25 protein-coding genes and 3 pseudogenes are annotated in these 23,292 nt (G+C 41.0%); 21 read left to right on the forward strand and 7 right to left on the reverse strand.

The window, feature by feature from the left end; all coding sequences use genetic code 11:
* Positions 1–14 precede the first annotated feature (14 nt).
* From NSS75_RS09635 to NSS75_RS09670, 8 genes are read left to right on the forward strand one after another with little or no spacing between them, the layout of a single operon-like run.
* Positions 15–1,913 carry a teichoic acid biosynthesis protein gene (locus NSS75_RS09635; RefSeq protein ID WP_339237213.1) on the forward strand — a complete coding sequence of 633 codons (1,899 nt, stop codon included), beginning with the start codon at positions 15–17 and terminating at the stop codon, positions 1,911–1,913.
* A gap of 15 nt (positions 1,914–1,928) precedes the next feature.
* The gene (locus NSS75_RS09640) at positions 1,929–2,237 is read left to right on the forward strand and encodes a hypothetical protein (protein ID WP_339237216.1); all 309 of its coding nucleotides are present in this window, start codon (positions 1,929–1,931) and stop codon (positions 2,235–2,237) included.
* Positions 2,234–2,407 carry a hypothetical protein gene (locus NSS75_RS09645; RefSeq protein ID WP_019260060.1) on the forward strand — a complete coding sequence of 58 codons (174 nt, stop codon included), beginning with the start codon at positions 2,234–2,236 and terminating at the stop codon, positions 2,405–2,407. The genes NSS75_RS09640 and NSS75_RS09645 overlap by 4 nt, the downstream gene beginning before the upstream one ends.
* 12 nt (positions 2,408–2,419) lie before the next feature.
* Positions 2,420–4,003 carry a BppU family phage baseplate upper protein gene (locus NSS75_RS09650; protein WP_339237219.1) on the forward strand — a complete coding sequence of 528 codons (1,584 nt, stop codon included), beginning with the start codon at positions 2,420–2,422 and terminating at the stop codon, positions 4,001–4,003.
* A 13-nt stretch (positions 4,004–4,016) separates the two neighbouring features.
* The gene (locus NSS75_RS09655) at positions 4,017–4,385 is read left to right on the forward strand and encodes a hypothetical protein (RefSeq protein WP_339237222.1); all 369 of its coding nucleotides are present in this window, start codon (positions 4,017–4,019) and stop codon (positions 4,383–4,385) included.
* Entirely contained in the window at positions 4,385–4,558 is a 174-nt protein-coding gene (locus tag NSS75_RS09660; protein WP_339237224.1) for an XkdX family protein, read from the forward strand. The genes NSS75_RS09655 and NSS75_RS09660 overlap by 1 nt, the downstream gene beginning before the upstream one ends.
* Positions 4,559–4,611: 53 nt before the next feature.
* Positions 4,612–5,034 carry a holin family protein gene (locus NSS75_RS09665; protein WP_339237227.1) on the forward strand — a complete coding sequence of 141 codons (423 nt, stop codon included), beginning with the start codon at positions 4,612–4,614 and terminating at the stop codon, positions 5,032–5,034.
* Between the two features lie 43 nt (positions 5,035–5,077).
* Positions 5,078–6,046, forward strand: coding sequence for an N-acetylmuramoyl-L-alanine amidase (locus tag NSS75_RS09670; RefSeq protein WP_339237230.1), 969 nt, complete (start codon positions 5,078–5,080; stop codon positions 6,044–6,046).
* 43 nt (positions 6,047–6,089) lie between these two features.
* Here NSS75_RS09670 and NSS75_RS09675 read toward each other — a convergent pair whose 3' ends face one another.
* Together NSS75_RS09675 and NSS75_RS09680 are read right to left on the reverse strand one after the other, a co-directional pair.
* Positions 6,090–6,380: a contact-dependent growth inhibition system immunity protein gene (locus tag NSS75_RS09675; RefSeq protein ID WP_029316956.1), complete on the reverse strand. Its 291-nt coding sequence runs from the start codon at positions 6,378–6,380 to the stop codon at positions 6,090–6,092.
* Between the two features lie 16 nt (positions 6,381–6,396).
* Positions 6,397–8,259: a T7SS effector LXG polymorphic toxin gene (locus NSS75_RS09680; RefSeq protein WP_339237233.1), complete on the reverse strand. Its 1,863-nt coding sequence runs from the start codon at positions 8,257–8,259 to the stop codon at positions 6,397–6,399.
* Between the two features lie 138 nt (positions 8,260–8,397).
* Here NSS75_RS09680 and NSS75_RS09685 point away from each other — a divergent pair.
* A pseudogene (locus tag NSS75_RS09685) lies at positions 8,398–8,493 on the forward strand (peptidoglycan-binding protein); the annotation flags it as partial.
* A gap of 44 nt (positions 8,494–8,537) precedes the next feature.
* Here NSS75_RS09685 and NSS75_RS09690 read toward each other — a convergent pair.
* From NSS75_RS09690 to NSS75_RS09700, 3 genes and pseudogenes are all read right to left on the reverse strand, one after another.
* Entirely contained in the window at positions 8,538–8,738 is a 201-nt protein-coding gene (locus NSS75_RS09690; RefSeq protein ID WP_339237236.1) for a hypothetical protein, read from the reverse strand.
* Between the two features lie 19 nt (positions 8,739–8,757).
* Positions 8,758–9,270 (reverse strand): hypothetical protein, encoded by a 513-nt coding sequence (locus NSS75_RS09695; protein WP_339237239.1) that lies wholly within the window; start codon positions 9,268–9,270, stop codon positions 8,758–8,760.
* Positions 9,271–9,478: 208 nt separating this feature from the next.
* Positions 9,479–9,666: pseudogene (locus NSS75_RS09700) on the reverse strand (hypothetical protein).
* Between the two features lie 965 nt (positions 9,667–10,631).
* Between NSS75_RS09700 and NSS75_RS09705 the strand changes: the two are divergent.
* Together NSS75_RS09705 and NSS75_RS09710 are read left to right on the forward strand one after the other, a co-directional pair.
* Positions 10,632–10,820: a hypothetical protein gene (locus tag NSS75_RS09705; RefSeq protein ID WP_024121464.1), complete on the forward strand. Its 189-nt coding sequence runs from the start codon at positions 10,632–10,634 to the stop codon at positions 10,818–10,820.
* 164 nt (positions 10,821–10,984) lie between these two features.
* The gene (locus tag NSS75_RS09710) at positions 10,985–11,473 is read left to right on the forward strand and encodes a hypothetical protein (RefSeq protein WP_216394470.1); all 489 of its coding nucleotides are present in this window, start codon (positions 10,985–10,987) and stop codon (positions 11,471–11,473) included.
* Positions 11,474–11,888: 415 nt separating this feature from the next.
* Here NSS75_RS09710 and NSS75_RS09715 read toward each other — a convergent pair whose 3' ends face one another.
* Together NSS75_RS09715 and NSS75_RS09720 are read right to left on the reverse strand one after the other, a co-directional pair.
* Complete coding sequence (locus NSS75_RS09715; protein WP_106020764.1) at positions 11,889–12,335, reverse strand: YrvL family regulatory protein; 447 nt, start codon at positions 12,333–12,335, stop codon at positions 11,889–11,891.
* A 248-nt stretch (positions 12,336–12,583) separates the two neighbouring features.
* Positions 12,584–13,141 carry a hypothetical protein gene (locus tag NSS75_RS09720; RefSeq protein WP_095713862.1) on the reverse strand — a complete coding sequence of 186 codons (558 nt, stop codon included), beginning with the start codon at positions 13,139–13,141 and terminating at the stop codon, positions 12,584–12,586.
* A gap of 119 nt (positions 13,142–13,260) precedes the next feature.
* On the opposite strand from NSS75_RS09720, the gene NSS75_RS09725 reads away from it, so the two are divergent.
* The 10 genes and pseudogenes from NSS75_RS09725 (at position 13,261) to NSS75_RS09770 (ending at position 23,281) form a co-directional block, all read left to right on the forward strand.
* Complete coding sequence (locus tag NSS75_RS09725) at positions 13,261–13,863, forward strand: TetR/AcrR family transcriptional regulator (protein ID WP_185847954.1); 603 nt, start codon at positions 13,261–13,263, stop codon at positions 13,861–13,863.
* A gap of 178 nt (positions 13,864–14,041) precedes the next feature.
* Complete coding sequence (locus tag NSS75_RS09730; RefSeq protein ID WP_216394469.1) at positions 14,042–14,716, forward strand: MBL fold metallo-hydrolase; 675 nt, start codon at positions 14,042–14,044, stop codon at positions 14,714–14,716.
* A gap of 177 nt (positions 14,717–14,893) precedes the next feature.
* Positions 14,894–15,016, forward strand: a pseudogene (locus NSS75_RS09735) (hypothetical protein); the annotation flags it as partial.
* Positions 15,017–15,089: 73 nt separating this feature from the next.
* Positions 15,090–15,956: an ACP S-malonyltransferase gene (fabD, locus tag NSS75_RS09740; RefSeq protein ID WP_339237247.1), complete on the forward strand. Its 867-nt coding sequence runs from the start codon at positions 15,090–15,092 to the stop codon at positions 15,954–15,956.
* Between the two features lie 450 nt (positions 15,957–16,406).
* The gene (locus NSS75_RS09745; RefSeq protein ID WP_339237250.1) at positions 16,407–17,372 is read left to right on the forward strand and encodes an acyltransferase domain-containing protein; all 966 of its coding nucleotides are present in this window, start codon (positions 16,407–16,409) and stop codon (positions 17,370–17,372) included.
* A gap of 5 nt (positions 17,373–17,377) precedes the next feature.
* Positions 17,378–19,681, forward strand: a complete 2,304-nt coding sequence (fabD, locus tag NSS75_RS09750) for an ACP S-malonyltransferase (RefSeq protein ID WP_339237252.1) — start codon at positions 17,378–17,380, stop codon at positions 19,679–19,681.
* 93 nt (positions 19,682–19,774) lie between these two features.
* Positions 19,775–20,023 carry an acyl carrier protein gene (locus NSS75_RS09755; RefSeq protein WP_024121473.1) on the forward strand — a complete coding sequence of 83 codons (249 nt, stop codon included), beginning with the start codon at positions 19,775–19,777 and terminating at the stop codon, positions 20,021–20,023.
* The gene (locus NSS75_RS09760) at positions 20,001–21,248 is read left to right on the forward strand and encodes a beta-ketoacyl synthase N-terminal-like domain-containing protein (RefSeq protein WP_024121474.1); all 1,248 of its coding nucleotides are present in this window, start codon (positions 20,001–20,003) and stop codon (positions 21,246–21,248) included. Before NSS75_RS09755 ends, NSS75_RS09760 begins: the two co-directional genes overlap by 23 nt.
* Entirely contained in the window at positions 21,249–22,511 is a 1,263-nt protein-coding gene (locus NSS75_RS09765) for a hydroxymethylglutaryl-CoA synthase family protein (RefSeq protein ID WP_339237256.1), read from the forward strand.
* Positions 22,499–23,281, forward strand: a complete 783-nt coding sequence (locus NSS75_RS09770) for an enoyl-CoA hydratase/isomerase (RefSeq protein ID WP_151175042.1) — start codon at positions 22,499–22,501, stop codon at positions 23,279–23,281. The genes NSS75_RS09765 and NSS75_RS09770 overlap by 13 nt, the downstream gene beginning before the upstream one ends.
* The last annotated feature ends 11 nt before the right edge of the window (positions 23,282–23,292 follow it).

Here is a 23,292-nt window from a genome sequence, read left to right on the forward strand (position 1 = left end):
AGGAGAGTGATCTCATGGTGATCAGATTAATAAAAGATTATGATTCTACAAAAGATTCACTGTATCTTGCGCAGCAGCGGGATGACCTGGAAAGCATTGAAAATGGATTAAATGGACTATCCAATTCCATTGCCAATCATAAATCGGCTGTGACTGCTCATACATCTTCCCAGGTGGCCCATGGCAGTGGGCTGACAGTTTACGAGGAAATTGAAATAGCGAAAGCGCGGCTCCGCAACATTGTGTTAGAAGCAGATGGGACCAATATAAAAGAAACCATAGATGCTCGTGTAGATAAAAGAGGGAAAGTCTATCCGTCTTTACGTGATCACCTTGTCGCAAACGAAACTAATCTCGAAAACTTGGATTCAATGATTCAGAAGGAATTGTCTTTTGACTTTACAACCGTTCCGCCGGTTTATCATACAAACTTGAATTTAGCAGATAAAACGGTGCTGCAGTGTTTTGTCATTGATGAAATGACTGGCGATATTTACGCCACGCAGGTTGCCAGCGGAAACCAAGATAAAAGTGAAAGTTTCACCATTACCCGGATGAATAAAAACGGGGTGATGCTGGACAGCATGACGCTCATTCACGGTGGTCACGGCACCACAATTGGATTGGAACGGGAAAACGGGAAAGTGTATATCTGGTCCAACTATAATGTTGTAGATTCAAACGGAAACACTGTTGGCAACGATCTTGTGCGTTTTCCTTATACGGCAGGGGCCACATTGAACGGCGGCAGCGGAGGCATTAAACGCTATAACAAATTCAACGATTATTATACGATTCCTGTGATTGATAGAGAAAATGGCTTTATTGCGTTCCGAATCAGATTACAAGACGATAATAGTTTGGTGGAGCTCAGGAAATTAAGTGATGTAAAAAACGGCGTAAATAAAGTGCTGGGGAAGGTAATCATTCCGAATGACTTGTTTTATCTCCAAGGATTCACAATAGACGGATATGATTTGTACTGGTACACCGGGGACACCAATAACAAAACGTATCCATGTGAAATCACGCAATTTAGCTTTAAGGATGGAAGCTTGAAAAAGCGCATCTCCTGTGATTTTGGCTATGGGCCAGACGGCAAATACGAAGATGGTTTCCGAGAGCCTGAGTCAATCTTTTTATACAAGGACCCGAAGACAGGGAAGAAATCACTCTTCGCAGGTGTGGCGACGGGAGCCGTCGGAAAAAGACTTGCCAAGGTATACGCCTACCATTCTAAAGAGAATGCAGCCAAATTCGGTATTGACCTAGCCCAAGGGTATCAAGGGTATAAACTCACTCAAAACAATGGCTATTCAAAGCGGCTTCCAGACGGCTTAAAGTCCTTAAAAGAATTTAGGCAACCCGGTTTTTATTATATGCTTACGACAGAAACAAAAACGCTTTCGGATCATCCGGACAGCGGTAACGCCGGATGGTGGTTAAACATTGCGCCAGCAGATCGCGCCGGATCAGTCATTCAAACGTTAACCAGGAACGCAACAGCGCGGCCAATTAAAATTTTAACCCGAGTTGTTACAAATGACGGGAATGTTGGCGATTGGTCAGAGATTTCAGCAAGTGGAAAGCTGCCCTGGGCAGACCTGCCTTTAAAGAATGGCGCAAAGAACCCTGACAGCAACTATCGTCTACAATTTGCAGTACAGGGAGGTTTTCTTTTTGTGAGAGGGCGAGTTACCATTCCGCAAAAAGACGGCGTTGATTTTGCGACATTGCCTGCCAGCGCCCGGCCTATAAAGAATACCTATAAAAGCTGCCCTGTAGCCGGTACAACAGGAGATAGAAAGATTGTTTTTCGATCAAATGGAAATATCTCTGCACTCGGGCTGTTTGCAAAAAGCGCATCGAATGCAACATACACCTATATTGATGAAATCATCAAGCTGGATTAAAAAGGGGTGTCTCATATGGAATATAAACAAATGTGGGCTTATCAATATGATGAAAACTATATTTATGATTGCCCGGTTGAAATTCAATACATCGAAGATGATGACGGAAACGTAAAGCGTGTTGTTCCGGAAAATGCAACCGAGATCAGTCCGGGTGACTTGGTGCAGGCCAAATGGACGGGAACAGAGTGGATAGAAAGCGCATCGGCTGAATACATCGAGGCTCTTGAGACAGCTGATTTAGATGATGAAAGCGACGGGGCAAAGGCGCTGAAAGCTGTTGCCGATATACTTGAAACAATGGTAAGGGGCGATGTGGGATGAGCAGCCCTTTTTATAATGCTATCAAGACGTGTTATTTATCAGGATATTGGGATGGCAAGGAGGAGCTTCTTTCTATGGCTGTCGATCAAGGCAAGATAACAGAAGAGGAAATGAATGAGATCAAAAGGTTGCGGCAGGCTGAAAAGGGATCTCCTTCTATAGAGGAGTAAAGGAGGGACACTATGCCGTACAAAGATGAATCACTTACTTTTACGATCAATGGCCGGCGTAAAAGCCAGGTACAAACAAACATCCAATATACAACTCAAGACAAAGGAACAGCAAAGCTATCATTCCAGCTTATGAAAGACGGGGTTCCCTTGCCATTATCCGCGGCAGTGGTGAAGCTCGTTCTTTTAATGTCTGACGGCAGCCGATTTGTCCGAAACATTGAAATCATTGATAAATTGAACGGCCGGCTGACATATGTACTCTCTGATGAAGAAATCAGACACATCGGGCCCGTACGGGCGGAATTGGATGTTTCGTACACTAATCAGCAGGCCATGTCGATCCATGAGTTTTCTTTTGAGATTAAGAAAGCCTTGATAGACACTGATATCCTACCAAGCGTGGAATACTATATAGATGACTTTGAGTCCTTGAAAAAAAAGATTAACGAGCTTTATAACGAGACCATCAAGACCGTTGAAGAGCTGCGGAAAAAGTTTGAGGACTTAGAGAACATTGAAACAAAAGATGGGGCACAGAAAAAGGCTGATGCTGTTCAGGCTAATTTAGATACCCATAAAAATGACAAGTCCAACCCTCATGGGGTGACAAAAACTCAGGTAGGGTTGGGGAACGTAGACAACGTGCAGCAAGCAACAAAAGCAGAATTCAATACACACAATACGGATTCTTCGCGTCATATCACGTCCACAGAGCGATCAAATTGGAATGCAAAGGAAACGACGACGGGAGCACAAAACAAGGCAGATACAGCCGAAAAAAACGCAAAAACATATACTGATCAACACATTAATAATAAAAACAACCCTCATGGGGTGACAAAAGATCAAGTCGGACTCGGGAATGTTACCAATGACAAACAGGCAACAAAAACTGAATTTGATACGCATGTAAAAGATGCGACTGCTCATATTTCTGCAGCAGAACGTACAAAATGGAACGGTGCTCAGCTTTTCAAAATCACAAATGATGTTGGAGGGGTCTTGATTTCAATCGCTGATACAGACGATTTTCTGGACAGAATTGTGAAAGCAGGCAAAACGTTCGGAACGTTTTATTCTACTGGGAAGCCCTTGAATGCTCCCTCCACTTTATCAACAAGGGGTTTTTTTCACTTCACATCCCTTGATAATAATGGTAACGGTACTTTTGGCTATGTCGTGGCTATAGATTATAAGAATAATATATATTCAAACTATGTTGACGGTAATTTAGGCTGGTCAGGTTGGAAGCGACTTCTCACTGAAAATGATACTGACAGTGTTCCCTGGTTAAATGCGACCTACAAAAACGGAGCGAAGACAGGAGAAAGGCAACTTCAATATAAAAAACAGGCTGGTGCCCTTCATCTTACTGGTCACATCGTAACAGATCGTGAAGTGGTTTGCGCATCTATTCCAAGTAGTTTTGCACCGTCAAAGGGTGCAGTGAAAATGGTGGGAGTTAGCGGGACAACAGGAATGGCCAAACTGATTGTTTTCTCATCAGGGGACATTAAGCTCACAGGACTTATATCAAATGAAACAAACAGCGTGACTGGATACTACATTGATGAAGTTATCCCATTAAACTAAAGGAGGGAGTATATTGATTCAAATATACCCATACGACTCAGAGGGGTTTTTCCTTGGTCAGCCGGAGACTCTGAATCCTGATCCTGAGACGGGACAGTATAAAATCCCAGAAAACGCAACAAGCATCCCTCCTGTGAAAGATGGACAGGGTATGTGGCGCCCTTGGTTCGACAGTGAAAAACAGGAGTGGTTAGAAAAAGCAGATCAAAAATATAAAGATAGTTTGAAGGGTCCTACTAATCCTCCATCAGCTGTAGATCAACTAAAGGCGCAAAGCGCGGCAACAATGGTGCAGTTGGCCGAGGCTCAGAATTTAATAGAGTCTCAGGCTAAAATGTTTGCGGACTTATTTTTGATGCTGGCTGAAGGAGGGGAAGGGTGATGGATTGGTTTACAAATATCAAAACCATTTATGGATGGGGGAGACAGTATTACACAAATGCTGATGTCGCCCGTTTTGTTGAGCTAAATAGGATAACAGAAGAACAATATAAACAAATTACTGGCCTGACCTATCCAGCTACAGAGCCAGTTGTCATAGATTTAGGAAGTTAACCAACACCCAGAGAGGTGTTTTTATTTTGCCTCTAAGGAGGTGATAACAAGAAATGGAGGATACGACTGTGTTCATTAACTTTGATACGTTGGATTTAGCGAGAGTTTATCTGTTTGGGGGTGTGAAATATCTTGATTTAATGCTGGTGCTAAACATCATTGATATCCTGACCGGTGTGGTGAAAGCGTGGAAGTTTAAGGAGCTCCGCAGCCGTAGCGCATGGTTCGGTTATGTACGTAAGATGCTCAGTTTTCTGGTGGTCATTGTGGCAAATATCGTAGATACAATCCTCAGTCTGAACGGTGTCCTGACATTTGGAACCGTTCTTTTTTATATCGCCAATGAGGGGCTTTCCATTACGGAGAACCTAGCACAGATCGGCGTTAAGATTCCGGCTGCCATTACTGATCGGCTTCACGTAATCGAAAATGACAACGAACAAACAAAAGAAAAGGATGAACAGGCTGCTGGATAACCCGGCGGCTTTTTCTATATCAAAAATAAAGGAGAGAACACTTATGACAATCAAAGTGAAAAAGAATCTTGTATCAGAATCTAAATACGGTTTGAAATGCCCTAATCACATGGACGCTGAATACATCACCATCCACAATACAGCGAATGACGCGTCAGCTGCCAATGAAATCAGCTATATGATCGGAAATACTAGCTCGACAAGCTTTCATTTTGCCGTTGATGACAAAGAGGTTATTCAAGGGCTACCGTTAAATCGCAACGCATGGCACACAGGAGACGGCACAAACGGCACCGGGAACCGTAAGTCGATTGGTGTCGAAATTTGTTATAGTAAATCGGGAGGCGCTAAATACTACGCGGCAGAAAAACTGGCAATCAAATTTGTAGCGCAGCTGCTCAAAGAGCGCGGTTGGGGTATTGATCGTGTGCGCAAGCATCAAGATTGGAACGGCAAGTTTTGCCCGCACCGTATTTTGTCGGAGGGCAGATGGGATGAGGTTAAGGCTGCCATTGAAAAAGAATTGAAGGCTCTGGGCGGGAAAACAACTTCAACATCTGCGTCTAAAGCCTCTGGGGGCACTTACACAGTCAAAAAAGGCGATACTCTTTCCGCAATTGCAAAAGAGCACGGGGTGAGTGTGGCAACCCTGCAAAGCTTGAACGGTATTAAGAACCCGAACTTGATCAAGGTCGGCCAAGTATTAAAGCTTAAAGGCTCAAGCACTTCGAGCCCTAAACCAAGCAGCAAAAAAACGTCATATGCGCTGCCTTCTGGCATCTATAAAGTCACAAGCTCTATGCGAAAAGGGGATGACGTAAGGCAGATTCAAAAAGCTCTTGCTGCTCTTTATTTCTACCCGGACAAAGGGGCGAAGAATAACGGCATCGACGGCGTATATGGACCGAAAACAGCAAACGCGGTCAAACGGTTCCAATCCATATATGGATTGGTTGCTGACGGCATTTACGGGCCGAAGACTAAAGCAAAAATTGAAGCGAAATTGAAGTAATATAAAAAGGCCCTCTTAAAATGGGGGCCTTTCAGTGTTTCTTTTAAATAGCTTCTTTTAGTTTTTCTATTACACTTTTCAACCATTCTATAGGTGGTAATCCAATTGTCGGGAAATATATTTCTGCATTACACTTTATAATGTCTTCCTTTTCTTCTTTAGTTAGATCGCTATTTAGAAACTCTTCGCAAAACTTAACTGTAAATAGCAAACCTTCTTTACTAATTTCCTCAATAAATTCGTCTAATGCGTGTTCAGGGGATCGGATATCTTGATGAAATGTTGCACCTAAAAAATTTTCTAATTCGTCTAAGAAATCATAACTTTCATCCATGATACTTCCTCTCTTTCTATTTGGTTGGATATCCTGTAAGAATAAAGTTACCGTTGTTATCTTTTTTGAGTATAATTTTTGCGTTTGTAACGTTCTCTACTAGTTCTGAATTTCTTGTTACACTTCTGCCGATTATTTCTCCATCGCCCTTGTATTTTAACATTAATTTAGGTTTTTTAGGATCATCAATCCAATTTTCGATTTTCTTTATATTTTTTGGATCGTTTAAGACTGCATTAGCAATTCTCTCAGCGGTAGCCCTATCTTTAAAAGTAGATGAAGCTGTAATATGTGGGTTAGGATCAGTTCTCAGTCTTTCTATTAATTCTTCGTCGGTCTTCCCAACGTGTCTTTCAATAAGGTGCCCGCCTTTTGCTTCATGAGCAGCTAACCCTCCACCAGGTGCGAGAGGGGTACTATCACCTTGTTTGACATTACCTATACCTATGTTGTTAGAAGTTTCAGATTTTCTGAGAACACTCTCTTTTTTATCTTCCGCAATACTTTTTAGCAGCGGAGTATTTTTCACGTTAATGGTTTTCTCAGCATCTTGAAGGATTCCTTCTAATGCAGGAGTATATCGATTGACAGGAGAATTGACAAACTGTTTTACAGACTTTCCACCTTTCTTAATTGTGCCACCAGCTGCTTTCCCAACTTTAGCAAGATCTTTCGAGCCTGTTGAGACAGAGGACTTTCCACCTTTCAATAACAGAAGGCTTCCGCCCAAATAAGTAACATAGTGCAGCCGTGTGTATGCATCTCCGTGAATCATTTTTGTATCCCAATTATCCTTCAATGTGTCAACCATACTTTGAAAGGCAGCTTGATAGTCGTATTCCAAAACGGTATCCAGCACTTTTTGAGGATCCTTGTTTAAGTTGTCAATTGTCCAACCGATATTCCATCCGAATTGAATAGCTCCTTCACCGGTATCCTTGGCAAGATCGTATATACCAACAATCGCACCCTTGGCGCCATCACCTATGATTTGCAACACTTCTTTTCCGTTATCCATGAAAGCTTTACGCTGTTCAAGAAATGAAACAAATTCAAGCTGTTCAGGGGTAAGGTTCTCATAGCCGACTTTCTTGGCAATTTCTAAGTATTCATCCGGGTCCGTAACTCCGTCAGCTAGTTTCTTCTTTAGCTCTTTGATTTCTCGTTCTTTCGCTTCGTCTTTCTTGATCTTCAAATAAGCTTCAGTTTGTTTCTCAATATCGCCTTTTTTCTTATGTATGTCACTGTCACGGTACGCCTTGGCATTGTAATGGATGGGGGTAGCATTCTTGCCTTTACCTGTTGATTCCTCAAGCTTTTGGAAGTCCTTCTTGATGAATTGCTCGTTTGGCTCTGATTGGGCATATTCAGTAACAAGTGCTTCGTCCACGCTGCCTAGTTTATCGACTGTTTTTTTGCGTTTGTCCTCCGCATCGGCGAGTTCGTCTTTAAAGTCCTCAGTTGAAAACAGATCAAGCGGAAGGATATCGTCGATATCATGTAAGATATCTTTCATGGCTTTCTTTTGTTCAGACATAATAGATTTTGATTTTGTGTAGGCGTTAGCCAGCTCGTGTTCTAAGAAGGATTCTTCTATATAAGCATCAGATAAGCTGGCGTCCTCTAGAGTGCCTGAAATGCTTGTCAAGAAAGCAATTTTCATATCAATTAGATCAATCCAATTGTCAGCCACCCCTGCGTGGTCTTGATAAAATGCTTTGATGTTGTCAGCACCTTTGCCTGAAAACTCACTGTCATCTAAATCAGCTACAGCTTTAAAAGCCTTTTTTAGATTAACCATCTGACTTCTTAATTCCTTGTATTCTTTTGCACGTTTATCTGCTTCAGAAAGCAACGTCTTGGCTTCAAATACTTTCATGTTCATATCCTTTCATTTAAAAGATCCAACTAGATTTTACCATGGGAAAATGAATAAAAAGACAGCGATGTGATTCAAAAGTGCGAAATGAATCATTTGATCTGTGTCAATTTTCCTATCTTACTTATTTGTTTAGGAACTGATGACGCAGTGAAACGCTTCTAACTAATGAATGGATTAAAGGCTGACGGTATTTACGGGCCAGCTACAAAAGCAAAACTGGAAGCCTATTGAAATGAAAAAGAAAACCCCCTTCCTTATAGGAGGGGATTTTTTAACTATTGCTTTTCGATTTTCGAGCGTAAGAGGAATCTTCCTGCCAAGTCAACCAGAATATAAACGACAAAGAAAATGATAATCCAGCTGATAAAATCAGCCCATATGTTGTTCAAGTTTAACATACCAGCCTTATCTAATCCTGATTGAATTAGCATTGACACCAATGTCGCAATAAAGACATATACAAACCATGCTTTCAATATTGATCACTCCTAGATGTTATCCGATAAATTTACATACATACTTTGTAACGTCGTTATAATCCTCATATCTTTTACAAAACTCATATCCACCCATATCTAAAAGTTTTTTACCTAACCAAGCTAAGCCAGCACCAGCAAGAACTTTCACAGCCCACCAAATAATAGGAGCAATTGTTGGATTATTTTTCACTTCTTTTATTGCGCTTACTTGTTGATCATATGTTTCTTTAGCTTGATCAGGTGACAACGATTCTAAATAATTTTTCATTTGGACAGCATCAGCTAATTTGATTCCGGATGCAATAGCTTTTTCAACATCAAAACTGTACTTAATTGTCTCGTTGTCAAATGTAGACGCTTCATAAAAAGCTAATGCCAACTGTTCGGCTGCTTTTTTGTCTTGATAATCATTATTTGCTTGTGCAGCTTGAGCTTGGGGAGTGCCAAAGATTGTTGCAAAACCTAAAGCTAAAACCAACGCCAAAACAATCGCAAACTTACTCTTGAAACTACCGATTACCTTGTTCATTTTGGTTCTCCTTCCCTTAATATTTAAGCAATTAGAGTCTAACATCACATTACATAATTTTCTATATTTATAACAAATTCGGTAATAAGGTATCATGAACTTAATGGAAAGGGATATCTTTAGTTGTGTTCATATGAACTTAAAATTGACATATTGACTAAGGGAAAATCGCTTCAATATATAAAAAGCCCTACTCTTGAGCAGGACTTTAGATAATCCACATTTTCTTTTCTTTATCCCATGAAAGAATGCCTTTGCTGATCAGGCTTTTTGTGCCTCTCGTATTTCTTGTTCGCTTTTCCCAGTCTTTCTTTTTAGTTCTGGTAAAGTCGGATCTTTTCCATATAAATGCATGTTCACAATGATCTGATATAAATTTCGTTCGAAATCGCTCATTCATAACCCTGATAAAACGCATGGACAAAATCATAATCAAATGATTTTGCCCATATTTTGCCCATGTTTTATGAATAATCATGATAATTCACTGCAATTATCGTAAATGGTGAGACTAAGAAAACACTGAAATATCAAGGTTTTCACTAGGATTGAGTGTTTATATCGGAATATAAAATAACACCACGTATGAGATGGAAAAGATGTTTAAACGTGTGATGTAGCGGGGTTTGGTGAAGGGGATAGATCCTTTGCTTATGTTGAAGGCAAGCCAATATCCCGTTCGATGGCGTACGTCTCAGGGCGGCTGCTGAGTATGTAGGTATAGACGAAATTGAAACCCATCCGTTGAGGAAAACATTTGCTATCACTTTTACAAACTGAGATATTTAACCACTCGGACCAGCGTAAAACGCTCGTTATATCGGAATCAATTAAGACGCAATGAAGAAATTCAAAATATAACCCGGCTCATCCAAAATAACAAGGATGGGCCTTTTTCTTTTCATTTTTCGTCAATTTTTCAAAAGTAACAGGTATGTAATTCATTTTAGGGATATGGCTTTAAAACAGAGACGACAAGGGATTAAAACAGTTCGACGAGTTGCACAGTATAAAACGTATGGGGAGCTGAGGAAATAGAGTATTATCAACAAGAGAAAGGGGTAATAACTTGGAAATTGATAAGAGAACTGCTGTTGAAATAGGTGTCAAAGAAGCTGCTGAAGTGTTATGTAAATTAATGGATGAATTACATTAATTGTACAAGCACTTTGTTTTTGTGAAAGTGCTTTTTTTATATTCTCTGTAAACTGCTTCCGGTAAATATCAGGATAGACAATGGGCGGTACGGTGGCAGTTTAGAAAGAATAAATATGTGATTAAAAGGGAATCGTTCGACAAATTTTGCGAACTGTTTCATTTCTAGTCCTCTTGTCTGATAATAAATCAAGAGGTGAAAGTTTATGAAATTTGAAGTTGTTTTTTGGTTTGATAATGAAAATTTAAGAACAGCTAAAGTAATTGCAGAATCTGAGAAAGCACTTATAAAAGAATTGCAAGAATGTGAACATTGGTATGAGTTTGAAGATGGTAAGCGTATAGCAAATGTTAATATGCGACTTGTCACGCAATTTGATGTGAAAAGAAAATAAAAAAGCATCCCTCGGGGTGCTTTTTTATTTGGGTAGTTGCGCGATGCAGGTGCACATGTGAACAGAGGAAAGGAATGTATGGGGGAGGGATTAACTTTTGTCTATTAAAAAATAGTTTGAAACAATCATGTAAGGTATACTCTTCTCATAATGGAGGGAGTTACATGAAATACATAATAATTACTTTGATATCTATTGGACTGCTTGCTGGCTGTTCAACCAGCAATGAAACGAAAAACAATGACACTACGAAACAGAATGAAATAAACAAGGAATCAAACACAGATGGGTTGTCTATAGTTGATGCTGGTGTTACTCAAGAAGACGAGTCTACAGACACAGCACGGGCAGAAGTTAACGAAACAGTAAAGGAAATTGCTAATCAAGCGTCATACGAAGAATTAAATGTAAACGATCCACCAGTTGATAAAGTTGTGAAGATAACTGGCACAGTCGAGAGTGTAATGGATGAAGGTGGTGCTTTGGATTCGTTTATAATTTCTCAGGAAGAAGATGGTGAAAAGTGTTTGTATCAAGTGATGAACATGAGTTACTTAACATTAACTAAGGGTGATAAGGTTTCAGCTTACGGCCCGGTGCAAGAAGGTGAAGAGACACCGGTGATTACAGGCGTTCTAGTAGAAAGAGAGTAAGACATCCGATTGGGCGTCTTTTTATATTGGCAAAGGAGAGATTATGAATAGGATACAAAATATTCGAAGGAGAATTAAAGAGTACTAAACAATTCATTAAAAAGATTTCATATGTATCTTCACTCGCGAATGAAAGGACAAAGAGTGAGGGCTATGCCCTTAAGCCTTGAACCGCCTCTGGTTGCCCGATCCTGCCTCACCCGTAGCCGAGGCTGTGATGCACACTAGACACAGCAACAAGAAGAAACGAAACCATAACAAGTTTTTAGACATATTTTGATTTTTGTTTTGCATTCCAGGTTTCATTCCTCTAACTGTTTTACACTTTCTCGTTGACTTATAGGAAAGTGAGGCGACGAAAATGTCATTACAGCATAAAACCGCTTGAATCAATCACAAGCGGTTTTTTATCTTTTTATGTTTTAGGCTGATCATCAAATGCTAGTTCAATGAACGCCATAAATGCTGATATGACAAAGAGTAATGCGTCCGGGATATAAATAGAATCCATAAAGTAATCTACTAAACAAATTGTTATGAAATTAGCGATGAAATAAAAAACAAATGTGAAAAGTGCTGTTTTTCTGATAGAAAGTGAATGGATCATTATCAAAGAAACGACTTTTGTTAGAGGGTCTATAACCAGTCCGGCAGCAAAGCATCCCAATATAAAAAACAATAAGGTTTGATTGGAATCGTATGTGATGCCGAGGATGGCAAATAGCCCTTTCATGCCGAAGAAATAACCGCCGAAGATCACAGCAGCTGCAATTGTGATAAGGAGGGCAATGGATACAATCACTATTATTTTTGAGCTTGGTTTTAAGTCTTTAAATGGCGTGTCGTGTTCTTTCTGGCTCACGTATTACACTCCTTACATGTTAGTGATTCACAATACAGCAGAACTCATAAAATAATAATAAAAACAGGATATGTTTCCTAGGCAAGTGCCTAATGAAAAAAGCGAAAATCCGACAGGTATACTGAGAAAGCATAGGCTTTTTTCATATAAGCTCCTTATCTAGATGACTTGCATAAAGTGTAACATATATTTACAAAAGTGAAAAAATCCTTTTTCAATAGAAAAAGGATTTTTTAGCGAGACTAATTTTAACTTCTGAGATTTTTTGAAGCTTTCGCTTTTTTCGGCCAGATAAAATAACTGGCGGTGATCAGGCAATCAATGCCCAGAATGACTGTCCATAGCTTTAAAACACTGCTCAGCGCTTCGGTACGGGCAGCATCATTAATAAAATAAATCATCCCGGCCAGCAGCCCGGCACCAATAAGATAAGCGAGCACATGTCTGATCAAGCTTTTCGCATAATGTTTCGCATGATCCATTCCATAGCGCACAAGCGGTTTTGAGCCTTGCTTTGTTACATAATAACGGAATTTTTCATCCGCCCATTGGATCATTTGCTTGCCGAAAGCAATCGATACGCCGATGTACACTGCAGCAATCGCGTGTGCAGTAGTCGCAACGGCTCCGCGGTATAAGTCCGCAGACGTCATTATTAACAAAATCAGGTCAATGACAGGGGTTAAGGCAAAAAGAAACAGCCCTAATTTATCTTGTTTAAATAGATAGCGTACGACAAGGCCTAACACTATTACAACCCAAAATCCTATTTCGCAGAAGACAATCATCCAAGCGACACTGTTCAATCTGTTCCCCTCTTTCTAATACAGTTGTATTATTTAATATGATTTTACCATCTGCGTTTTTATAAAACAACTGTATTATAAAAATTGCTCTCTGATTTTTTTCTTGGTAAAATAAAGATATGCCAAAACAAATTGACCATGAAAAAAGAAGAAAACACATTGCAGAAGCGACATGGCGGGTGATTTTAGAACGAGGGATGGAGGGGGCCTCAGTCAGAAACATTGCCAAAGAAGCAGGACTGTCGTTAGGTGCGCTTCGCCATTATTTTTCAACTCAGGATGAATTGCTTGTTTTTGCAATGAAACTTGTGAAAGAAAAGGTGACAGCCCGCATTAATGCAATTGCTGCCCATGATTTGCCGCCTAAAGAAAAAGTGTTACACATACTGCTTGAAATTGTCCCGACAAATGCTGAAACGATTAGAGAGATGGAGGTATGGTTTGCTTTTACTGTTTATGCGAGACATAAAGACAATATGTTTGATGCGGGACATGATGAGATTTACAAAGCAATTCGAAATCTGATTGACTACTTGGACCAGCTTCATTTATTGCAAAAACATGCTGATAAAGAAATAGAAGGAGAGAGGCTGTACGCCTTAATCGATGGTTTGGCTTTACATGCGATGTTTGACCCTCGCCGTGTGAATAAAGAACGGATCAAACGTGTTATGATGCAGCATTTACAATCTATATGCGTTGATGAATCAGCCCAAGAGTGAATAGGTCACTGCAAAAAGTTATTCTTAATGGACAAGTCTCCAAAAAGAATAACTTTTTTTATGTGAATCAAGCCGTAACTGCAAGAATGAATTGAAGAATGGAAAAGCCGCATACCGTTTGGTAAAGTGGGAATGGAAGAGAGAATGAAAGAACTTCATATTGATAGGAATGGTGAAAATGGTTACTTATGCGGTACATACGATCAAAACATTTCATCAAGGGTGGACTAACTATTGTTACATCATTGAAGATATTGTAAGCCGATCTGCGATAGTTGTTGATCCATCATGGGAATTGAGTAAACTAACTAATAAACTTTCTGAGCTGGAGGTTGATTTATCAGCAATTCTTTTAACGCACTCTCATTATGATCATGTAAATCTTGTTGAGCCGCTCTCGGCATTATTTGATCCTCAAGTGTATATGTCGAAAACAGAAATCGACTTTTACCAATTCAGATGCAAAAACTTAATTGCTCTTCAAGACCGTGAAACCATCAGCATAGGAATGACGAAAGCGCAATGTCTGCTTACACCTGGGCATACAGCCGGCGGGATGTGTTATTTGTTTTCAGAAAGTATATTCACAGGAGATACGATTTTTACGGAAGGATGCGGGATATGTGAAGATCATGGCAGTTCCGCAGATGATATGTTCGATAGTGTTCAGAAGATAAAATCCATCGTTTCCCCAGAAGTGCGGGTTTATCCGGGGCATTCATTTGGTCAAACACCAGGGCAAACAATAGGTGAGCTTTTAAAACATAATATTTATTTTCAGATTGATAAAAGAGAATACTTTGTGAAATTCCGCAATAGAAAAAACCAAAGAGGTATTTTTGATTTTAAATAAGTTTTTCCGAAATCATTCTATTAGACTATTTTCTTTCTGCATCCGAAAGATTTGCCTTTTGAAAAATGATGACAAAGCACGGGTTGATTTTATTAAGTAATGAAATGAAGCTTATGTATCATCATCTTTTGGCACGAGTGATATGCAGGTCTATTTTCTTATGTTTTACAGCATGTCCTGATTCTTTATACCTTTATGGAAAAATGCAGAGAAAAAACGATGGAAAGTGTAGGAAAAATTAACTTGACGGATAATATTTACAGAGGTTACCATCAACATGAACATGCTACTATTTATCCGGGGCAATACTTATATTTTCTATAACGTAAGTCAGCAGGTAATTATATATGCGGGGAAGGGTGGCTTTAATAGAATGATCACATATGTTTTTCCGGGACAGGGTTCACAGAAACAGGGAATGGGCAGTGAGTTATTTGATGAGTTTAAAGAACTTACGGCACAAGCAGATGAGATCTTAGGGTATTCTATCAAACGCCTATGCATAGAAAATCCTTATTCAAACTTAAACAAAACGCAATTTACTCAGCCGGCCTTATATGTAGTGAACGCATTAAGCTACCTGAAAAAAATACAGGAAACAGACATAAAACCCGATTTTGTTGCCGGGCACAGCCTTGGAGAATACAATGCGCTATTTGCGGCTGAAGCCTTTGATTTTGAGACGGGGTTAAAGCTTGTCAGAAAAAGAGGCGAGCTGATGAGCATGGTAAGCAACGGCGGTATGGCGGCCGTTATGGGACTAAATGAAGAACAGGTTTCAGAGGTTTTGATAGATCATCATTTACATGAGATTGACATTGCGAATGTAAATGCTCCTTATCAAATTGTGATTTCAGGTCAAAAAGAAGATATTGACAAAGCCGCACCCATCTTTGAAGCCAAGACAGACGTTACGATGTTTCTCCCCTTAAACGTCAGCGGTGCGTTTCATTCCAGATACATGAATCATGCAAAGCAGGAGTTTGAACAGTTTCTTGACACTTTTCATTTTGCTCCTTTGTCTATTCCGGTTATTTCTAATGTATATGCCAGACCGTACTCTTCTGAAGTAATTAAGCCGACACTGGCGGATCAAATCAACCATTCGGTAAAATGGACTGAAAGTATACGCTTTTTAATGGAAAAAGGTCAAATGGAGTTTGAGGAAATAGGACCGGGAAATGTGTTAACAGGATTGATCCGCCGCATTGAAACAGATGCGGAACCTATGACACGCTAAACCGATTTCTATACCAAAAGGCCTCAAATTCGGGTCTAAAGTATACGTCATGCATGATTCGATAGACACTGTTAAAACTGAAAGAATTTATATACTGTTACATAAAGAGGCTCATAAAAAAAGTTCGCTCTCTAGCGGACATTTGCACTATCGCAGTCAGTTTTTATATTACGATAAACCATCGCTCTCCTTTCAAGAGAACCGCCCTTTATTTCAAAAACATCTAAGTCATAATAGAGTCGATGTTTTTGGCGATGCCAAAATGATTCACATCAAATTCAGATACTTCCAAGATCACTTCATTAACGAGCTTCCACATCCAGAACAACAAAACCAAAGCATTTTTCCATTCATGTTATAAACCATAAAACGAGGCTTTTCTCACAGCCAGCCAGCACCATCATATTTTCGTAACTCACCTTTAAATACATAAAAAAGAAGGTTATAAAAATGAATGAACAACTCGTTTTTATGTTTTCCGGACAAGGCTCTCAGTACCATCATATGGGAAAAGAATTATTCAGCAAAAACACCGTTTTTCGCCAATGTATGCTTGAAATGGATGCCATTGTCTCTCGGCAAATCGGCATATCTATAGTCAATGAAATGTATCATCCCGCTAAGCGTGTATCGGATCCGTTTGACCGTGTCCTTTATACGCACCCCGCTATTTTTATGGTTGAGTATTCTTTATATCGGGTTTTCGCAGAAAAGGGAATCCAGCCTGATTACGTGCTGGGGGCAAGTCTGGGAGAATTCGCGTCAGCTGCTGCTTCCGGTGTTTTAGACGCAAAAGAGATACTGGAATGCATACTTGAACAGGCTACCGTCATCGAAAAATACTGCGATAAAGGAAAAATGCTGGCTATACTCGACAAACCGCAACTATTACTTGATCATCCGCATCTATTTGAAAATAGTGAATTAACCTCCATTCATTATGATTCGCACTTTGTCATTTCGGGAGAAAGTGAAAACATACAGCAGATCACTGATGTCCTGAGAGAGAACGGGATTCTCTGCCAGCCGCTGCCTGTATCCTACGGATTTCATTCTTCTCTTATTGATCCTGCAGAAGATGTATATAAAGAATTTTTAAGATCAAAATCTTTTAAACACCCTTCAATCCCGTTGGTATCCTGTTTAACGGGAAGGAGCATTCGCGAGATTCATAACGATTTCTTTTGGGATACTGTAAGAAGACCAATGAGATTTCGAGAAGCTATTCAATTTTTGGAAAGTCAGCATACGTGCCATTTCATTGATTTGGGGCCTTCAGGAACCTTAGCTGCGTTTGTTAAACAATTAATCTCGGGAGATTCAGCGAATCGCTGTCATTCAATCATCACACCATTTCATCAGGAGCTGAAAAATCTGGAGATGGTTGAGCGTTTACAGAAACTAGAAAGGAAGTAAACAAGATGATTACATATGTTTTTCCAGGACAAGGCTCCCAGCAAAAAGGAATGGGACAAGGACTTTTTGAGCAATATCAGCATTTGACCGACCAAGCAGATCAAATACTTGGATATTCAATCAAAAAACTCTGTACTGAAAAAAGCTATTTCGATGTCAATCATACTCAATATACTCAGCCGGCTTTATACGTGGTCAATGCACTCAGTTATTTGAAAAAGCTGGAGGAGACCGGAGAAAAACCTGATTTTGCGGCGGGGCATAGCTTAGGAGAATACAACGCGCTGTTTGCAGCAGGCGCATTTGACTTTGGAACAGGCTTAAAGCTGGTGAAAAAAAGAGGCGAGTTGATGGGACGGATTACTGGAGGCGGTATGGCTGCGGTGATTGGTTTAGATAAGGAACAAGTTGCAGCCGTATTAGAAGAACATCATTTACATACGATTGATGTGGCAAATGAGAATACACCTCGGCAAATTGTGATTTCCGGGCAAAAAAAAGATATTGAAAAAGCGGGAGCTGTTTTTGAAACCATCCAGGATGTAAAGCTGTTTCACCCGTTAAACGTAAGCGGAGCTTTTCATTCCAGGTATATGAATGAAGCAAAACAAGAATTTAAGCAATTTATAGAAACATTCCATTTTGCGCCTTTGTCTTTTCCGGTTATCTCGAATGTATATGCAGAGCCTTATCAACAGGAAAGGCTGAAAGAGACCCTGTCTCAACAAATGAACAGCACGGTTAGATGGACAGACAGCATTCGTTATCTTATGGGAAGAGGAGCAATGGAGTTTGAAGAAGTCGGTCCTGGAAAGGTGTTAACCGGCTTAATTACCCGCATAAAAAATGAAGCGGAGCCGTTAACACATCATGCTGATTCAACAGAGAAAAATGTCTTTCCCGGCCAGCAAAATGAACAAGCAGAAACTGACGCCCATTCAGCTCGAATGTCTGCTGAGATTACAGCTCATTCATTAGGAAGTGCCGAGTTTAAAAAAGACTATCAACTTACATATGCTTATCTTGCAGGAGGAATGTACCGCGGAATTGCTTCGAAAGAAATGGTTGTAAAGATGTCAAAAGCGGGGATGATGGGGTTCTTTGGCACGGGCGGTTTGGATCTGAATGACGTTGAGGATGCGATTCTGTCTATTCAAGGCGAATTGGGGCAGGGACAAGCCTATGGCATTAACCTGGTGCACAATATGAAGCATATTGAATCAGAAGAAAAAATGATTGATCTTTTATTGAAACATAATGTGAGACATTTGGAAGCCTCCGCATTTCTAAGTGTCACTCCTGCTTTAGTTAGATATCGCGCCAAAGGATTGAAACGGCGTCCAAACGGTGAAGTGACATGTGCAAATCGAATGATAGCGAAAATCTCAAGGCCGGAGGTTGCCGAATCCTTTATGAGTCCTGCGCCGGAGAATATGGTAGAAAAGCTTTTAAGAGAAAACAAAATCACAACTAGTGAAGCTGAGTTATTGCGGGAGATCCCTGTGGCAGAGGATATTTGTGTGGAAGCAGACTCAGGCGGTCATACGGACGGCGGTGTTGCATACAGCTTGATGCCGGCGATGACATTATTAAGAGACGAAATGATGAAAAAGTATCGATATAACAAAAAAATACGCGTCGGTGCGGCAGGCGGGATAGGGACTCCTGAGGCGGCGATGGCTGCCTTTATGCTCGGTGCTGATTTTATCTTAACCGGCTCAATCAATCAGTGTACGGTTGAAGCGGCCACAAGTGACAGAGTGAAAGATTTATTGCAGCAAATGAATGTTCAAGATACGGCGTATGCGCCAGCGGGTGATATGTTCGAATCGGGCAGCAAAGTGCAAGTGCTAAAAAAAGGTGTGTTTTTTCCGGCGCGAGCCAGCAAGCTGCATGAACTTTACCAGCGATTTGGATCATTGAGTGAGATCGATCAAAAGACCTTAACTCAGCTAGAGGAGAAATATTTTAAACGCAGTATCGAAAAAATATATGAAGATATTAAATTACACTATCCATCGGCACAGATTGATAAGGCCGAACGGAATCCGAAACATAAGATGGCATTGATTTTCAGATGGTACTTTAGGTATAGCTCGCAATTGGCGATCAGCGGAAGCGAAGAGTCTAAAGTCGATTATCAAGTTCACTGCGGTCCGGCGTTAGGGGCTTTTAATCAATGGGTCAAAGGCTCAGAATTAGAGAGCTGGCGGAACCGTCATGTGGATGACATCGGGAAAATATTAATGACAGAAACCGCAAAGTTACTTAACGACAGAATTGCATTATTTTCTCAAAAGGCGCTTTAAAGTCTATTGTGCAATAATAAAAGATTGAATATTGCGAAAGAAATGGTTGAAGCCTGAATGTTTAACATTCCATTTAAAGGAGAGACAAACGTTATGAATAAACAGAAAGTCTTCGAAGTATTGATTACTAATATTTGTGAGGTTCTTCCGGAATTGGACGGACACCGTTTTGAGCCTGAAGATCGATTAGCTGATTTAGGGGCTGATTCTGTAGACAGGGCTGAAATTATAACCATGGTGCTTGAGGATTTATCATTAAAAATCCCTCGTGTCGAGCTGTCTGGTGTGAACAACATCGGCGAATTAGCTGAGGTGCTTTATGACAAAGTACAATCCGCCTGAGATTCTGGTGACCGGTGTCGGAGTAACGGCAGCGATCGGCCAAGGAAAAGAGGCTTTTGTTTCTTCGTTGTTGTCTGGGAGGCATGCCTTTGAAGTGATGCAGCGCCCTGGCAGACAAAAAGACAGCCGGTTTATTGGAGCTGAAATTCCTTCGTTATCTTATCCGGACCGTCTTTCTAAGAAACTGCTAAGAAAAGCGTCATTTTCCAGCCGAGCTGCTTTGGTTACTCTCTCAGAAGCCTGGGAGGAGGCGAAGTTAGACGATGCTGGTTCCGCACGTATCGGGCTGATAGCAGGAGGATCGAACTTTCAGCAAAGAGAGACCCTCCAGCATTATGAGAATTATAGGGACCGCTCTGGTTTCATGTCGCCAGCATATGCACTGTCTTTTATGGATAGCGATCTTTGCGGTCTTTGTACAGAACAGTTTGGAATCACCGGTATAGCTTATACGGCGGGAGGTGCTTCCGCAAGCGGCCAGTTAGCGGTGATTCAAGCAATTCAGCAAGTCCTGTCAGGAGAGGTTGATATTTGCATCGCACTGGGGGCGTTAATGGATATTTCCTATATGGAATGTGAGGCGCTCAGGGCTTTAGGCGCTATGGGAACGGATAAATATGCTGATGAGCCGGAAAACGCGTGCCGTCCCTTTGACCAGAACAGAGATGGATTTATTTATGGAGAATGCTGCGGCGCATTGGTGATAGAACGAAAAGATACGGCTGTCCGCCGGGGCGTAAAACCCTATGCTGCATTGTCAGGATGGTCAATCAAAGTAGATGGGAACCGCAATCCTGATCCTTCTTTAGAAGGGGAGATCTATGTCATACAAAAGGCATTGGAGAGAGCCGGTCTCACACCTGAAGAAATTGATTACATAAACCCTCATGGCACGGGTTCTTTCATTGGAGATGAAATTGAATTGAAGGCGCTGCATGCTTGCGGTCTTTCTCATGCTTATATAAATGCAACAAAATCAATAACCGGGCATGGGCTCAGTGCAGCAGGCATTGTTGAGATTATTTCTGTACTGCTTCAAATGAAAGAATCACGCCTGCATCCGAGCCGGAATTTACATGATCCAATTGATCCTTCCTTGCATTGGGTGACGGATCAATCAATTTCACACGACATAAAAAACGCGTTGAGTTTAAGCATGGGTTTTGGCGGAATGAATACCGCTGTTTGTATACAAAACATTGAAAAATGCGGAGGCGAATCATAAATGGTTTCTGCTGGAATAGAAGCGATGAATGTCTTTGGCGGAACGGCATACCTTGATGTCATGCAATTAGCCAAGTACAGACATTTAGATACTGCTAGATTTGAAAATTTATTAATGAAGGAAAAAGCGGTAGCACTGCCTTACGAAGATCCTGTGACCTTTGGAGTGAATGCGGCTAAACCGATTATTGATTCACTAAGTGACGCAGAGAAGGACAGGATTGAATTGCTGATCTCCTGTTCCGAATCTGGGATCGATTTTGGAAAATCATTAAGCACCTATATCCATGAATATTTAGGCCTTAATCGCAACTGCCGTTTGTTCGAAATAAAACAAGCCTGTTATTCAGGAACTGCCGGATTTCAAATGGCAGTGAATTTTATATTATCCCAGACGTCTCCGGGTGCCAAAGCACTGGTCATCGCCAGTGATATTTCCCGTTTTTTAATCGCTGAAGGCGGAGACGCTTTAAGTGAGGATTGGTCCTATGCCGAACCGAGTGCCGGAGCGGGAGCAGTGGCTGTTTTGATAGGCGAAAATCCCGAGGTGTTTCAAGTTGATCCCGGGGCAAACGGCTATTACGGCTACGAAGTGATGGATACGTGCCGTCCCATTCCCGACAGTGAGGCGGGAGATGCTGACCTGTCTTTAATGTCATATTTGGATTGCTGTGAACAAACGTTCTTGGAATATCAAAAACGTGTACCCGGGGCTCATTATCAAGATACGTTTCAATATCTAGCCTACCATACGCCTTTTGGCGGGATGGTGAAAGGGGCGCACCGGACGATGATGCGTAAGATGGCAAAGGCGAAAACGGCCGAGATAGAAACTGATTTTTTGAAACGGGTACAGCCTGGATTGCTCTACTGCCAAAGGGTCGGAAACATTATGGGAGCCGCATTGCTTCTGGCGCTGGCTAGCACTATTGACAAAGCGCAGCTTGACTCGCCTAAACGAATCGGCTGTTTCTCCTATGGTTCAGGCTGCTGTTCTGAATTTTACAGCGGAATAGTAACGCCTCAAGGCCAAAAACGCCAGCGCTTATTTGAAATCGAGAAGCACTTGGACAATCGATATCATCTTTCAATGGATGAGTATGAAACGCTGTTCAAGGGAAGCGGGATGGTCCGGTTCGGAACTCGTAATGTCAAGCTGGATCTTGAGATGATTCCGGGGGTATTGCAATTTCATCAAGAAAAGCCGAGGCTGTTTTTAGAAGAAATTTCTGAGTTTCATCGCAAGTACAGGTGGATGTCGTGACATACCAAACGATTAAGGTCCGGTTTCAAGAGTCAATTTGCTATCTAACCTTTCATCGTCCTGACGCTAATAATACGATCAATGACCAATTAATCGATGAATGTTTACAAGTGATGAATCAATGTGAGACATCTTCCGTTACGGTCATTGTTTTAGAGGGGCTCCCGGAGGTATTTTGTTTCGGAGCCGATTTTCAAGAAATATATCAGGAGATGAAAAGCGGCAGAAAACAAGCGAGTTCTCAAGAACCTCTCTATGATTTGTGGCTGAAATTGCAGACTGGTCCTTTTGTCACCATTTCACATGTGCGGGGAAAAGTAAATGCCGGAGGTCTTGGATTTGTGGCTGCCAGTGATATTGTCATAGCGGATCAAACTGCATCATTCAGTCTGTCCGAGTTATTATTTGGTCTTTATCCAGCTTGTGTGCTGCCATTTCTGATTCGCAGGATCGGCTATCAAAAAGCGCATTATATGACATTAATGACAAAACCGATTTTTGTTCAGGAAGCCAAGGAATGGGGCTTGGTAGATGCCTCTGACGCTCAAAGTGAGGTCCTGCTGAGAAAGCATTTATTGCGCTTGCGGCGGTTAAATAAAAAGGCAATTGCGCGGTATAAACAGTTTATCAATTCATTGGATGACCGCCCGCGCCGTACGAAATCCATGGCTTTAACTGAAAATCAAGACATGTTTTCCGACCCTCAAAATCAAATGGGAATCATAAGGTACGTTGAAACGGGGCAGTTCCCTTGGGAGAAGAGCCCGTAAACTGTGTGAAA

Origin of the sequence: Bacillus sp. FSL K6-1012, from assembly GCF_037964915.1 — a bacterium.
GTDB lineage: Bacteria > Bacillota > Bacilli > Bacillales > Bacillaceae > Bacillus > Bacillus halotolerans.

Excerpts from the sequence above, each read along its gene's own strand:
- NSS75_RS09650 (WP_339237219.1), top strand. The coding sequence starts at position 2,420 with ATGCCGTACAAAGATGAATCACTTACTTTTACGATCAATGGCCGGCGT.
- NSS75_RS09670 (WP_339237230.1), top strand. The coding sequence starts at position 5,078 with ATGACAATCAAAGTGAAAAAGAATCTTGTATCAGAATCTAAATACGGT.
- NSS75_RS09695 (WP_339237239.1), bottom strand. The coding sequence starts at position 9,270 with ATGAACAAGGTAATCGGTAGTTTCAAGAGTAAGTTTGCGATTGTTTTG.
- NSS75_RS09680 (WP_339237233.1), bottom strand. The coding sequence starts at position 8,259 with ATGAAAGTATTTGAAGCCAAGACGTTGCTTTCTGAAGCAGATAAACGT.
- NSS75_RS09765 (WP_339237256.1), top strand. The coding sequence starts at position 21,249 with ATGGTTTCTGCTGGAATAGAAGCGATGAATGTCTTTGGCGGAACGGCA.
- NSS75_RS09645 (WP_019260060.1), top strand. The coding sequence starts at position 2,234 with ATGAGCAGCCCTTTTTATAATGCTATCAAGACGTGTTATTTATCAGGA.
- NSS75_RS09745 (WP_339237250.1), top strand. The coding sequence starts at position 16,407 with ATGAATGAACAACTCGTTTTTATGTTTTCCGGACAAGGCTCTCAGTAC.
- NSS75_RS09730 (WP_216394469.1), top strand. The coding sequence starts at position 14,042 with ATGGTTACTTATGCGGTACATACGATCAAAACATTTCATCAAGGGTGG.
- NSS75_RS09710 (WP_216394470.1), top strand. The coding sequence starts at position 10,985 with ATGAAATACATAATAATTACTTTGATATCTATTGGACTGCTTGCTGGC.
- NSS75_RS09760 (WP_024121474.1), top strand. The coding sequence starts at position 20,001 with ATGACAAAGTACAATCCGCCTGAGATTCTGGTGACCGGTGTCGGAGTA.
- fabD (WP_339237252.1), top strand. The coding sequence starts at position 17,378 with ATGATTACATATGTTTTTCCAGGACAAGGCTCCCAGCAAAAAGGAATG.
- NSS75_RS09635 (WP_339237213.1), top strand. The coding sequence starts at position 15 with ATGGTGATCAGATTAATAAAAGATTATGATTCTACAAAAGATTCACTG.
- NSS75_RS09640 (WP_339237216.1), top strand. The coding sequence starts at position 1,929 with ATGGAATATAAACAAATGTGGGCTTATCAATATGATGAAAACTATATT.
- NSS75_RS09675 (WP_029316956.1), bottom strand. The coding sequence starts at position 6,380 with ATGGATGAAAGTTATGATTTCTTAGACGAATTAGAAAATTTTTTAGGT.
- NSS75_RS09705 (WP_024121464.1), top strand. The coding sequence starts at position 10,632 with ATGAAATTTGAAGTTGTTTTTTGGTTTGATAATGAAAATTTAAGAACA.
- NSS75_RS09725 (WP_185847954.1), top strand. The coding sequence starts at position 13,261 with ATGCCAAAACAAATTGACCATGAAAAAAGAAGAAAACACATTGCAGAA.
- fabD (WP_339237247.1), top strand. The coding sequence starts at position 15,090 with ATGATCACATATGTTTTTCCGGGACAGGGTTCACAGAAACAGGGAATG.
- NSS75_RS09755 (WP_024121473.1), top strand. The coding sequence starts at position 19,775 with ATGAATAAACAGAAAGTCTTCGAAGTATTGATTACTAATATTTGTGAG.
- NSS75_RS09660 (WP_339237224.1), top strand. The coding sequence starts at position 4,385 with ATGGATTGGTTTACAAATATCAAAACCATTTATGGATGGGGGAGACAG.
- NSS75_RS09665 (WP_339237227.1), top strand. The coding sequence starts at position 4,612 with ATGGAGGATACGACTGTGTTCATTAACTTTGATACGTTGGATTTAGCG.